Genomic DNA, 12,897 nt, shown 5'->3' on the forward strand with positions numbered 1-12,897 from the left:
GCTAGTATTTTAACCATTTAAATAATTCACGATAGGTAGGTTTTTTACCATACATTAATATACCTACTCGATATATTTTGGCGGCAAGCCAAACGATACCCAAAAAGGTAATAATTAAAAGTACAATACTTGTTACTAATTGCCATAAAGGCACACCACCTTCGCCTATTCCGCCAGGCAATCGCATTAGCATCACAATAGGTGAGGTCAGTGGAAAAAGAGAAAAACCAACGGCTATTGGTCCATGAGGATTACTAAAAACCGAAAAGAAACCTACATAAATTGCCAACATCAAAGGTAAAATTATTGGAAATATAAATTGTTGGGTATCCGTTTCATTATCCACCGCGGCACCAATAGCAGCATAAATAGAACTATAAATTAAATAGCCTAGTATAAAATAAATAATAAAAGACACCAATAATAACAATAATGGTAGATTGAAGAATTCTTTTGCCCAAAACTCCATTTCATTTTCTTGCGGAGTTGGCATATTCATCATAGGGTTAGAGGTTAACGCAGGGTTTGAAGCCATAACACCCAAATCGATATCGAGTACCAACAAAGCAACAATGAGCAATAATGAAGCTGAGAAAATCCAGATAGCAAATTGCGTTAATCCAGCCAACGAGGTACCAATAATCTTACCTAACATCAATTGAAACGGTTTAACCGAAGAAATAATCACCTCGATTATTCGGCTTGTTTTTTCTTCGATTACACTTCGCATTACAAAGCCCCCATAAATAATGATAAACATCATAATCAGGTAACCAAATGCCCCACCAACAAAAGCTTTCATCATATTTAGTCCTTTTACGTTTTCTTCGCCTTTAAAAGTTGCCGTTCGTATATCAAAATTCTTTTCGATACTTGCAAAATCTTCTGAGGAAACCCCTATTTTTTGCAACCTGTCTTGCCTCAGGCGATTTTCAAAAACCCGTTCCAACCTTTCTAAAATATAACTTACCGGGTTATCCTTAGTATATAAAAAGGCACCGTTAGATACTTTCTCTAGACTCTCTTCTTTAGGAATATAAAGCAGTCCATATAAGCCCATTGAAAGGGTAGAATCTTTGGCAGTTTCAAGGTCTAAATCTTTATACTTTATATAAGAAACAGATGCCGATGCATTAAATTCATTTGAAAAGTAATCACTCTCATTTAATACCGCTATTGTTCTTTTCTCACTATCGTTCACCTTGGTCAAGAATGCAATCAAAACTATCATGCCTACCATTAAAATAGGACTCAAAAATGTCATAATCACGAAAGACTTGTTTCGAACTTTCGCTAAATACTCCCGCTTTATTATCAATTTAAGCTTGCTCATGCGTTCTTAGAATTAACGGTTTGTATAAAAATATCGTTTGCCGAAGGTATCGTTTCATTAAAATGATTAATGTTTCCCAAAGCCGCTAATTTCTTAAGGATGATCGAAGTATCATCTGAAGGTAATTTTACGGTAAAATAAAACTGTTTTTCCTCGGCGTTGAATTCTGAATGCGTAATTTCAAAGGCCTCATTTAAATCCTGTAACAGGCTTTCGGTATTTTCTTCAGTTTGCAAACCTATCTTAAACACATTGTTCTTGTAGGCCTTTTTTATATTTGAAAGTTTCCCGTCCAATAACTTTTCAGATTCATGAAGCAGTGCAATATATTCGCATAACTCTTCAACAGATTCCATTCGATGGGTTGAAAAAATAATGGAAGTTCCTTTTTCTTTTAAAGACAGAATCTCATCTTTTATCTTATTGGCATTAATCGGGTCAAACCCGCTAAAGGGTTCATCAAAAATAAGCAGTTTTGGTTCGTGCAATACGGTAACAATAAACTGTATTTTCTGGGCCATTCCCTTTGATAGTTCTTGTATTTTCTTGTTCCACCAATCTCCTATTTCGAATTTCTCAAACCAAAATTTTAAGCGTTTTTTTGCTTCCGTTTTAGAAAGTCCTTTTAATTGTGCCAAATAGAGCGCCTGCTCCCCTACTTTCATACTTTTATACAGGCCTCTTTCTTCTGGTAAATAACCTATAGCCGCAATATGGTGAGGTGCTAAAAGTTCACCATCAAAAAATACTTTTCCGGTATCAGGAAACGAGATTTGATTAATGATCCGAATTAAAGTAGTCTTACCAGCTCCATTAGGACCGAGCAAACCGTAGATACAATTTTTAGGAATTTCAAGGGAAATGTTGCTTAGTGCGGTGTGTGTTCCAAATTTTTTAGAAACCCCCTCGGCAACAAGTATATGGCTCATTCAGTTATTTTTATTAGTGGTAAAGATATCGAAAAGGTTCTATTGCCAACTTTATTAAAAAGGCACATTTCTTAATTGAAATTGCCCTAAAAACAAAACCCACCCTTAAAACAAATCAAGGATGGGAAAAAAATTGCTATGAAAAAGAAAATTAGATACTGTAAAACAGTATCAATTCCAAATATACGTTTTTTATTTAATTCTAAAATTTTATTTGATTAGGAGAACATATCTTTTACTTTCTCAAAGAAAGACTTATCAGATTTCTCTGGTTTGGGCACAAAATTTTCGTCGTTTTGCATTTTCTCGAAAAATTCTTTTTGTTCACGATTTAATTCCTTCGGAGTCCAAACATTAACATGAACTAAAAGATCACCTGAACCATATCCATTAATACTGGAAACACCTTTACCTCTTAGTCTGAGAATTTTACCCGATTGAATACCTGGCTCTAATTTGATACGCACCTTACCTCCAATAGCATCAATCTCTTTTGAATTGCCCAATACCGCTTCCGAAAAACTAATATATAGGTCGTAATGCAAATTATCACCTTCTCTTTTCAATGTAGGATGCTCCTCGGTCTCAATGGCTACTAATAAATCTCCCGAAATTCCGTTACCAGGAGCTCCATTACCTTTTCCTGAAACTTTAAGCTGCATACCTTCTTCAACACCTGCAGGAATCTTTATGGATACCGTTTCTTCAACTACCTTTAAACCTTGAGCATCTGCCCCACTAGGTCTTTGGTCTATCATTTGGCCTGCTCCGCCACAAGTGCTACAAGTTACAGCGGTTTGCATTCTACCTAAAATAGTATTGGTTATTTTGGTTACTTGCCCATTACCATTACAAGTAGAACATGTTTTATAGGTTACTCCGTCCGCTTGTACTTTTCTTCGAACTTTTACCTTCTTCTCTACTCCATTTACTATTTCTTCTAAGGTAAGTTTAACACGAATACGAAGATTACTTCCTTTTACTCGCCTTTGACCGCCGCCACCAAAACCACCAAAACCACCGCCACCGAAAGCACTACCAAAGATATCGCCAAACTGACTGAATATGTCATCCATATTCATGCCACCGCCACCAAAGCCGCCACCTTCAAATGCCTGATGGCCAAATTGATCATACTTTGCACGTTTGTCTGGGTCACCCAAAACTTCATAAGCCTCGGCCGCTTTTTTGAACATCTCTTCAGCAGCTGCATCACCAGGGTTTTTATCAGGATGATACTCAACGGCCTTCTTACGGTAAGCTTTTTTTATCTCGGCCGCCGAGGCGCTTTTGGAAACACCTAATATTTCGTAAAAATCTTCCTTCATAAATTGGTCTTAGTTACCTACTACAACTTTTGGGTGTCGAATAATTCTATCGCCAAGCTTAAAGCCTTTTTCAATAACGTCTATAATTTTGCCCTTTAATTTCTTTTCAGGGGCAGGAATTTGAGTTACCGCGTCGTGCATCTCAGCATCAAACGCATCTCCTTGACTTACCTCCATCTCCTCCAAACCTTTATTCTTTAAGGTTTCTCGGAATTTGTTATTTATCAAATCGACCCCTTTGAACAATTCTTTGTCTTCAGATTTAGAAATTTCCTTTAAAGCTCTATCGAAGTCATCCATAACAGGAAGAAGTGAAACTATTACATCTTGTCCTGCTGTTTTAAACAAATCCATTCGCTCTTTAGAGGTTCTTTTCTTGAAATTTTCAAATTCCGCAAAAAGGCGTAAAAACTTACCCTTCTCTTTGGCAAGGTCTTCACGAAGTTGCTCTTCTACGGAAACCTCTTCTTCTTGCTGTTCTTGCCCTACCTCTTCGTTAAGTTCAGTTTCATTAACGGATTGTGAGTTTTCCATTTCTTCATCCATTTCTTGAACCTTACTTTTTTTACTCATGTGATTAAAATTTATATCATTTCAAAGATGGCAAAAGTACTGCCAATTGACTCAAAATGTCAAAATGTCACCACTATTTATAAAAAAATCCGCCATAGGGCGGATTTTGTTTTGTTTCGAAAAAAGTTCTCGCTAAACGTATTCTTTGGAAAAAGAAGACATCGTTTCTTCTTTTGCGGCTTGTTTCCCGTAAATTTCTTTTAAAGCGTCACAAACAGATTTAAAATTAAATTTAAAGCCTTTTGTTTCAATTCGTTTACTACTAACTCGTTGGCTAGCGAAAAGCAAATATGACATTTCCCCAAGAATTGTTTTCATCGCAAATTCAGGGATGTTTGGCAGAAATAAAGGTTTTTCCAACACTTTGGCCAATTCTTTAGTCATTTTGGTATTGGTCACAGGGTTCGGTGCTACCCCATTGTAAATACCCTTAAGATTATGCGCTATTGCAAAAACGAACATTCTTGCCAAATCATCTACATGGATCCATGATTGCCATTGTTCACCAGAACCAAATGCTGCACCAACATAATTTTTTATTGGTCTTGCCATCTGTGGCAGTGCTCCGCCTTCATTAGACAAAACGAGGCCAATTCTAATTTTTGCGACGTTAAAACCAAAATTTTTAAACGTATCTATTTCTTCTTCCCAAGCTTTTACGACATCACCCAAAAAGCTCTCGTCGACCTGTTGCTCTTCTTCGGTATAAAAAGATGAGAGGGAATTTGGATAAATACCTATTGCCGAAGCGGACACTAAAGCGGTAATTGTATCTGAACCGGATTTTTCGATACCTTCTTTTAAGGTGCGTAAACTATCGATACGACTATCCAGTACCTTGGCCTTGTATGAAGTCGTCCAACGTTTTGATATGCTTGCTCCTGCTAAATTGATAATGGAAGTAACACCTTCAAAACAATCTAAATCAATCTCATTTTTTGCAGGATTCCAATAATATCCCTTATAATTTTCTTTTACTACAAGTTTTGCCTTCGAAGTGGTCAAGTAATTTACCTGAACTCCGTTATCATTCAATTCGCTTACAATCGCTTTTCCTACCAAACCAGTCGCGCCTGTAATCAGTACCTTCATGCTATCATTTTTTACAAATGTATATGATTCAAGGGCTGATGAAGAATACTTAAAAAAGGTTTAACAGTATTGTTTAAGGCTTAGGTTAATTTATCTAAAAAATACTAATAGCTCTTAAGAAGACTTTATGAAAACCATTTATTTTGTCGCTCTCAACATTTCTCGCTTTCCTGGTGGGCCAGGTAAACGCTCTACATTAAAACCGACCGCTTGCATTGCTCTGCGCACACTGCCTTTAGCGGAATAGGTAACTAAAATACCCCCTGGCTTTAAAGCCTTGAGCATTTTTTCAAATATAGCCTCTGACCATAATTCTGGTTGCACCCGATAACCAAAAGCATCAAAATAAATAAGGTTGAACAAATTTTGATACGCTATTTCTTGAAAATCCGATTGATTTTTAAAAAGTAAGAAGTCGGGTGTTATTTTTTGCCGCTGGCCCCATGCTGATCGGTGCATTAGAAAAAAATGCTCTTTAAAGGATAAAAGATTAAGTGTCTCAATATAGTTTAAGGCTTCTACCTCTTCCATACTTACAGGAAAAGCCTCTACACCTTCATATTGAATTTTTAAACCCCTTTTTGTCGCTTCCGAAAGGGTTATCAACGCATTAAGTCCGGTCCCAAATCCAACTTCGAGCAATGCGATTTCCTCATTTTTAAATTGGTCAAGACCATTTTTAATAAAAACATGATAGGCTTCTTGAACGGCTCCATGAATCGAATGGTACTGCTCATTCCAATCTGTTATTTGAATGGTCTTAGAACCGTCACCGGTAGTAATAATTTTACGCTCCAAATCACTTTTTAATTAGTACCCCGTCAGCTTCAAAACGTAATGTTTTCTTCGGTTTTGTGATTTTCTCTATTTCTTCTTTAGTTGCTCCTTTGTCCTCAGCATAGTGTCTTTGCTCGTCTACGGACACCTCTTCTACAAAAGCCTTTCCATTCATGACAACCTTGTTGCCAGAAGCATCTAAGGGCACAAAAAAACCATAGTCCTTAAATTTTACGAAAACTTCTTTATTTCCTGCTAAGTTAACTTTCATCCAACATCCTTTGGCTTGGCAAACTTCCTTTATTGAACCAATAAGTTGTGTGGTAATGGTATCTTTTGCTTGAATATTTTGATATACTATAGAATTATCTTCTGCGCCTTCGACCTCTTCAAAATTTGCTCCGAATGCTCCATAATTTTTGGAGGATGCATTGTCTTGAGCATAAGCACCTGCAAACGTGAAACAAACCACTAAAATGATAGTAAAAATGTTAAATCTTTTCATTGTACTTAAAAATTAGTTACACGTTAACAAAACAACGGATTTAAAATTAAGAAAAAGGTAAAAACTTATGATAAATAGCTAATTTTAACTTTTATAATACCTTTTAAAATGAATGCTCAACTAATGAATATAGCAGTAGAAAAAGTAACATCTTCAAAAATCAATGAAGTTGATTTTGACAACTTGGCGTTTGGAAGTGTTTTTTCTGATCACATGCTTGAGTGCACCTATAAAAATGGCGCTTGGGAAACACCTAAAATTGTTCCCTACCAACCTATAACTTTGGATCCATCTTCAAAAATCTTTCATTATGGACAATCCATTTTCGAAGGCATGAAAGCCTATAAGGATAAAGATGGAGGTGTTTGGCTTTTTAGACCATTAGAAAATCAAAAACGCTTTAATATTTCTGCAAAACGTATGGCGATACCCGAATTGCCGGAAGAATATTTTATGGAGGGGCTAACTTCGCTTTTACAAGTAGATAAAAACTGGATTCCTGAAAACGATGGAAGCTCATTGTATATAAGGCCTTTTATGTTTGCATCGGGCAATGGTTTTCACGCTTCACCGGCCGATGAGTATAAATTTATAATCGCTACCGCACCCTCGGGAGCTTATTTTTCTGGAAAAGTAAGCGTACTTATTGAAGAGAAGTATTCTCGCTCAGCGAACGGTGGTGTTGGTTTTGCAAAAGCAGGAGGTAATTATGCAGGTCAATTTTACCCTACTCAATTAGCTAAAGCGAAAGGATACCAACAAGTTATCTGGACAGATGACAACACACATGAATATATCGAAGAAGCCGGAGCAATGAACATTTTCGTAAGAATAAACGATACTCTTATTACTGGGCCGACCAGTGATCGTATACTTGACGGAATTACGCGAAAAAGTATTTTAGATATCGCTGCAGATGAAGGTATTAAAGCCGAGGTTCGAAAAATAAGTGTTGCCGAAGTGGTTGCGGCAGCAAAATCAGGGGAGTTAAAAGAGATGTTCGGTGCTGGTACAGCCGCCGTGGTTTCTCCAATTTCCGGTTTTGGACATCAAGGCACGGATTATGACCTACCTGAGTTGGAGAACAGCTATGCCATGCGATTGAAAAAGCGTATTACGGACATACAATATAACAGGGCCGAAGACAAGTTTGGATGGCGCTATAGGGTTATCTAATAAAAAAAGCGCCGATGGCGCTTTTTTTATTTTTTTAAGATAGCCTCAATATTCGGTTTAAAGTAATTGGGTCCCTTAAGTACTTTACCATCTTCACGATAAATGGGTTTTCCATCTGCACCCAACTTGCTCATATTGCTCCTCTGAATCTCTTCAAAAACTTCTTCAATTTTATATTGCATACCATGCTCTAAGATTGTTCCACAAAGTATATATAACATGTCGCCTAAAGCATCTGCAACTTCGACCAAATCATTGTTCTGGGCGGCCTCATGATATTCCTTATTCTCTTCATCCATCAAATTAAAACGTAATAAGTTCTTTGCTTTGCCCAAATCTGCGGTCGGTTCATGCTTAATCCCAAGTCCGAATGCGCTGTGAAATTTTTCTACTGCAGCTATTTTATCTTTCATTGTTTAAATCAATTAAATTTGCGCTAAAATAAATGTTTTATGTTCAGCACCGGACAATTGATTTTTGCAGTATTTTTCGCGATATCTTTTATAGCCCTTATCGTCTTCTCTTATAAAAAAGACAAAAAAATACATTTAAAAAATTACAAAGGTGTGGTTTGGGTGCTGTTTTCGTTTGTATTTTTCTTAATATTTCTCTTTTTAATTAAATACTTCCTTAAAAATTAACAAGAAAATTACTTACACCACAAAAATTCGGACTTTCACAACATAATTGGGCTCTTGAGCGTATAATATAAGAAAACACGTACTTTTGTAGTGCAAAATTAACGAAGACCCATGATTACATTTTTTAGCATTCTTCTTGTACTGCTTGGCATTAATATTTTGCTACTCGTATTTAGTTTAAAAGGCGTGTCTGGAAACAGTAAAAAGAACATTCATAAGATTTCTCAGAACGCTGTTCCTAAACTTTATCCTGAACAATACTCGAAAACCGCCTACAAAAAAGCTGTTTAATTTATACCTTTATAAGGATATAAATAATATGCTGGTCGAGTCGTTATTTTAAAAAACTGTCACTGCGGTTTGTATTCCTCTCCTTTGCATGAATTAAAGACAAGTAAATGAAGCAAGTCTTATTTGTATTTATAGGTGGTGGTTTAGGTAGCGCACTAAGGTTTTTAATGGCAAAAGCCTTAAACCCAACTTTTCAAAATTTCTTTTTAGGTACTTTCTTGGTTAATATACTAGGTTGCCTACTGATAGGTCTTATACTTGGTTTTTCAACGAAAACCAATTTTCTATCTGAAAATCATACGCTTCTTCTAGCGACCGGTTTTTGCGGGGGCTTTACAACATTTTCAGCATTTGCGTTTGAAAAACACTCTTTATTAAAATCTGGAGAACTATTTCATTTTTCAGTTTATACTCTTTTAAGTATCGCTGTGGGTATAATTGCTGTTGCACTTGGGCTATGGCTCACCAAGTCTTAAATACTTTTTATCTCTATCGTTCAAATACTTAATTATCTAATCGAGTTTATTAAACCGATTATCTGGTTACATGTTTACTAAACTTTTTAGTAGAATCAATAATAATATATTTTTTCCGTATTTAATTTGAGATACCCCTAAAAAAATAGGGGTATATATTTTTTTGTCATAAAAATACATTTCATACCCTCATTAATTTAACCTTTATTTAAGGATTAATATATATTTGGACAGTTAACTAACAAAATCAATTATGAAAAAAGTCGAGGCAATTATTCGAAAATCAAAGTTTGATGAGGTGAAAAAAGCACTTCATGAAATCGAGGTGAACTTCTTCAGTTATTGGGATGTAACCGGAGTAGGCAATGAAAAACAAGGTCATGTATATCGTGGTATTTCATACAGCACTACAGATATTCAAAGAAGATATCTTTCAATAGTGGTATCTGACGAATTTCTAGAAAGAACCGTAAACACACTATTAGAATCTGCAATGACAGGTAATGTAGGAGATGGAAAAATATTTGTCTCTGAAATCAGTGAAGCCTACAGAATTAGAACTAAAGAAAGCGGTCACGCAGGAATCAACTAAACTAACCAACGAACACTTTTAATATGGAAGCAGGATTATTTACAGCAAATAACTTATGGATGATGGTTTGTACCGCACTGGTATTTTTCATGCATCTAGGATTTTCTTTTTTAGAAATCGGACTAACAAGACAAAAAAACACGGTAAACATTTTATTTAAAAATGTTTTTATCATTACGGTTGGGCTTTTACTTTATTATATCGGAGGATTTAACCTTATGTATCCAGGAGATTTCAATGGATTTTTAGGTTTTGCAGGATTTGGTCTTCCAGCACCTATTAATGCCGAAGGTTCGCTTGATTTAACCTATAACGAAGGTTACACATATTGGACAGACTTCCTATTCCAAGGGATGTTCGCAGCAACGGCAGCAACTATAGTTTCTGGAGCTGTTGCTGAACGCGTAAAGCTTGGTGGCTTTATGATTTTCACTATTATTTATGTAGGCCTAGTGTATCCTATTGTAGGTTCATGGCAATGGGGCGGAGGATTTCTTTCTTCACTTGCTTATGGAGAAGCAGAAGGCTTTTATGACTTTGCAGGTTCAACATTAGTTCACTCCGTTGGGGGATGGGCAGCTTTAATTGCAATTTATTTATTAGGGGCTAGAGTTGGAAAGTTTGGAGAAGATGGAAAACCAAAGGCAATACCAGGTCATAATTTACCATTGGCAGCAGCAGGTGTGTTAATTCTATGGTTAGGATGGTTTGGTTTTAACGGAGGCTCAGTTTTATCAGCCGATCCGGCAGCTACTTCTTTAGTATTAGTAACCACTTGTTTAGCAGCAGCAGCTGGTGGTGTTGCAGCATTTTTAACCTCAACTGTACTTTATAAAAACTATGATTTGACCATGTTCTTAAATGGTATTTTAGGTGGTCTAGTAGGTATTACGGCAGGTGCGGACCAAATGTCACCAAACGAAGCAGTCATTATCGGGCTTATTGCCGGGGTAATCATTGTATTAGGCGTGGCATTAATTGATAAGTTAAAACTTGATGACCCAGTAGGTGCAGTTGCAGTTCACTTGATATGTGGAATATGGGGAACTTTAGCCGTGGGGATTTTTGGAGCTATGGCTGGTTTCGACCAGTTCTTGGTTCAGCTGGCGGGAGTTGGCGCAGCAGGAACATTTTGTTGCCTTTCTGCCTTCATCATTCTATTCATAATCAAAAAAGTGGCAGGCTTACGAGTATCAGAAAAAGAAGAACTAGAAGGTTTGGATATTCACGAACATGGTATGGATGCTTATCCTGACTTTAGAACAAACGAGCACTAAATCTAAAAAAGGAAACGGAGCACTTGGCAGAGTGCTCCGTTAATAACCTTTTCAACAAATTAATCAGTTACAATTAAACTCAAAAATTTAATAGCGCCTTTTGGGTGCCCTAAACATTGAAATATGAAAACGATTATAAATACAAATTTCGTAAAAAATTTATTTTTGGCAGGTTTTGCGTTAATGTCAGCAGCTTCTTTTGCACAAGAGGAAGAAGAAACAGAAAAGAAATTTACACTTGGAGGTTCAGTCGATACCTATTTTAGAACTAACTTAAGCTCAACAGATGTTGGCGCCCAAAATCCAGGGACCTCTTTTGCAGATGGTACCGGCTTTAATCTAGGTATGGCTAATTTAATTGCTTCTTACGAGAGCGGTAAAGTAGGTGCCGTGGCCGATTTAGTTTTTGGTCCAAGGGGAGATGCCGCTGTAGGTGGTGATATTCCTTATGTAAATCAACTGTACGCATATTGGAATGTTTCCGAAAGCACTACACTTACTTTCGGTAGGTTCAATACATTCTTAGGTTATGAGGTTATTTCCCCAACGGGAAATTTCAACTACAGTACTTCTTATTTATTCTCTAGCGGTCCTTTTTCACATGTAGGATTGAAGGCTGATTTTGCCTTATCAGATGATTTTAGTTTAATGCTGGCCATTATGAACCCAACTGACACCAATTTTAATTCAGGAACCGGAGCTTATTCTTTGGGTGCACAACTCGGTTACTCTGGTCAGTATTTGAATTTTTACTATGACGGCGGAGAAGTCTTAGGGTTTGAAGTTGACTACACTGGCGGTGTTGATTTATCTGATGACTTCTTTTTGGGGATAAATGCGGCATTAGCTACGGATGAAGGAAATGGTTTTTACGGGGCAGCATTGTATCCACAGTATAAAACAAGCGAGGCTTTCACGCTTGGTTTGAGAGGTGAATATTTTCAACCAACAATTGACGGTATCGATACAGGAGATATTCCATCCGTTTTAGGATTAACATTAACAGGGAGCTATAGTGTGGACAATTTAACTTTTAAACCAGAAATTAGATTGGACAGTTGGAGCGATGATGCTCCGGTATTTTTTGACAATGACGGAGAAGCAACAAATGGATTGTCTTCATTCTTAATTGCAGCAGTCTATTCTTTCTAAATAATAGAGGACATATAAATTCTTAAAGTCCTCCAACGGCATGTTGGGGGACTTTTATTTTTTATCGAAAGCCTTTACTCCTGCCATCACCTTAGTTTTCAAATAATTTTGCCTTGGCACTAAGGGGCAGGAGTATTTTTTATTGTAAGCACAATATGGGTTATAGGCCCTGTTGAAATCGATAATAATTGTATCTCCTTCCGGAATCGTTAAGTCTATGTATCGGCCCCCTCCATATGTTTCATCACCATTGGTTTCATCTGAAAAAGGTAAAAACAGATAGTCTTTATATTCTTCCTTTTCTATAAGACCTAAGCTTTGATAAATTTCAAGTTCATGTTTTTCATCGTTAAGCTCAAAATGAGCTATACCGTATAAAAGCTCCTCTGTTTTTCTATCCGTAGTTGTAGCTAGCATAAAAGGCAGGGCATCAGGTGTTCGTTCAAACCTTGCCTCAACAATATAACTTGTATCTGGTTTAAAGAAATCTAGCTCTTCAAAATCTTTCCGATACCTATCAGGTAATGGTGAAGTTTCGGGGTCTTTGTACTCAGCATTCAACTCCTCTTGAAAATTTAAGATGGCAGCGATTCCTTTTGATGCAACCATTTCTGCATCACTATTAGTGTTATGGTATTTTTTATCTTGACCACAGGTTAACAACGAAAAGCTAAAAAAGAATAAGATTATCTGTCTCATACTACAAAAATACTAAGGATTTCCTTTTTAAATTTTTACCTTGAAATCCAATTTCA

The 12,897-nt window shown here is 36.5% G+C and carries 15 protein-coding genes; 6 read left to right on the plus strand and 9 right to left on the minus strand.

Annotated features, from left to right (window positions below; translation table 11 throughout):
• Window position 1 precedes the first annotated feature (1 nt).
• The 7 genes from ACZ1GR_RS05080 to ACZ1GR_RS05110 form a co-directional block, all read right to left on the minus strand.
• Window positions 2–1,333 (minus strand): ABC transporter permease, encoded by a 1,332-nt coding sequence (locus ACZ1GR_RS05080; protein WP_377765386.1) that lies wholly within the window; start codon window positions 1,331–1,333, stop codon window positions 2–4.
• The gene (locus tag ACZ1GR_RS05085; protein WP_472611134.1) at window positions 1,330–2,262 is read right to left on the minus strand and encodes an ABC transporter ATP-binding protein; all 933 of its coding nucleotides are present in this window, start codon (window positions 2,260–2,262) and stop codon (window positions 1,330–1,332) included. Before ACZ1GR_RS05085 ends, ACZ1GR_RS05080 begins: the two co-directional genes overlap by 4 nt.
• A 218-nt stretch (window positions 2,263–2,480) precedes the next feature.
• Window positions 2,481–3,590, minus strand: a complete 1,110-nt coding sequence (gene dnaJ, locus ACZ1GR_RS05090; protein WP_472611135.1) for a molecular chaperone DnaJ — start codon at window positions 3,588–3,590, stop codon at window positions 2,481–2,483.
• A gap of 9 nt (window positions 3,591–3,599) precedes the next feature.
• On the minus strand, window positions 3,600–4,163 hold the full coding sequence (locus ACZ1GR_RS05095) for a nucleotide exchange factor GrpE (RefSeq protein ID WP_472611136.1): 564 nt from the start codon (window positions 4,161–4,163) through the stop codon (window positions 3,600–3,602).
• Window positions 4,164–4,295: 132 nt separating this feature from the next.
• Complete coding sequence (locus ACZ1GR_RS05100) at window positions 4,296–5,255, minus strand: TIGR01777 family oxidoreductase (protein WP_472611137.1); 960 nt, start codon at window positions 5,253–5,255, stop codon at window positions 4,296–4,298.
• 138 nt (window positions 5,256–5,393) lie between these two features.
• Window positions 5,394–6,053, minus strand: coding sequence for a tRNA (5-methylaminomethyl-2-thiouridine)(34)-methyltransferase MnmC2 (gene mnmC2 / locus ACZ1GR_RS05105; protein WP_472611138.1), 660 nt, complete (start codon window positions 6,051–6,053; stop codon window positions 5,394–5,396).
• A 1-nt stretch (window position 6,054) separates the two neighbouring features.
• Window positions 6,055–6,537 carry a DUF4920 domain-containing protein gene (locus tag ACZ1GR_RS05110; protein ID WP_472611139.1) on the minus strand — a complete coding sequence of 161 codons (483 nt, stop codon included), beginning with the start codon at window positions 6,535–6,537 and terminating at the stop codon, window positions 6,055–6,057.
• A 123-nt stretch (window positions 6,538–6,660) separates the two neighbouring features.
• On the opposite strand from ACZ1GR_RS05110, the gene ACZ1GR_RS05115 reads away from it, so the two are divergent.
• Window positions 6,661–7,713, plus strand: coding sequence for a branched-chain amino acid aminotransferase (locus tag ACZ1GR_RS05115; RefSeq protein ID WP_472611140.1), 1,053 nt, complete (start codon window positions 6,661–6,663; stop codon window positions 7,711–7,713).
• A gap of 26 nt (window positions 7,714–7,739) precedes the next feature.
• On the opposite strand, the gene ACZ1GR_RS05120 is transcribed toward ACZ1GR_RS05115, so the two are convergent.
• Window positions 7,740–8,126, minus strand: coding sequence for a pyrophosphohydrolase domain-containing protein (locus tag ACZ1GR_RS05120; protein ID WP_377765399.1), 387 nt, complete (start codon window positions 8,124–8,126; stop codon window positions 7,740–7,742).
• A 339-nt stretch (window positions 8,127–8,465) separates the two neighbouring features.
• Here ACZ1GR_RS05120 and ACZ1GR_RS05125 point away from each other — a divergent pair, with 339 nt between their 5' ends.
• The 5 genes from ACZ1GR_RS05125 (at window position 8,466) to ACZ1GR_RS05145 (ending at window position 12,142) form a co-directional block, all read left to right on the plus strand.
• On the plus strand, window positions 8,466–8,645 hold the full coding sequence (locus ACZ1GR_RS05125) for a hypothetical protein (RefSeq protein ID WP_472611141.1): 180 nt from the start codon (window positions 8,466–8,468) through the stop codon (window positions 8,643–8,645).
• 107 nt (window positions 8,646–8,752) lie between these two features.
• Window positions 8,753–9,121, plus strand: coding sequence for a fluoride efflux transporter CrcB (gene crcB / locus ACZ1GR_RS05130; protein WP_472611142.1), 369 nt, complete (start codon window positions 8,753–8,755; stop codon window positions 9,119–9,121).
• A gap of 253 nt (window positions 9,122–9,374) precedes the next feature.
• Entirely contained in the window at window positions 9,375–9,713 is a 339-nt protein-coding gene (locus ACZ1GR_RS05135; RefSeq protein WP_377765402.1) for a P-II family nitrogen regulator, read from the plus strand.
• 23 nt (window positions 9,714–9,736) lie between these two features.
• A complete protein-coding gene (locus ACZ1GR_RS05140) occupies window positions 9,737–10,990 on the plus strand; it encodes an ammonium transporter (protein ID WP_472611143.1) in 1,254 nt (417 codons plus the stop codon).
• 123 nt (window positions 10,991–11,113) lie between these two features.
• Window positions 11,114–12,142, plus strand: coding sequence for an outer membrane beta-barrel protein (locus ACZ1GR_RS05145; RefSeq protein WP_472611144.1), 1,029 nt, complete (start codon window positions 11,114–11,116; stop codon window positions 12,140–12,142).
• A 54-nt stretch (window positions 12,143–12,196) separates the two neighbouring features.
• On the opposite strand, the gene ACZ1GR_RS05150 is transcribed toward ACZ1GR_RS05145, so the two are convergent.
• A complete protein-coding gene (locus ACZ1GR_RS05150) occupies window positions 12,197–12,841 on the minus strand; it encodes a DUF1684 domain-containing protein (protein WP_472611145.1) in 645 nt (214 codons plus the stop codon).
• Window positions 12,842–12,897: the final 56 nt, after the last annotated feature.

The sequence above is a fragment of the Croceitalea sp. W27 genome, assembly GCF_055693185.1.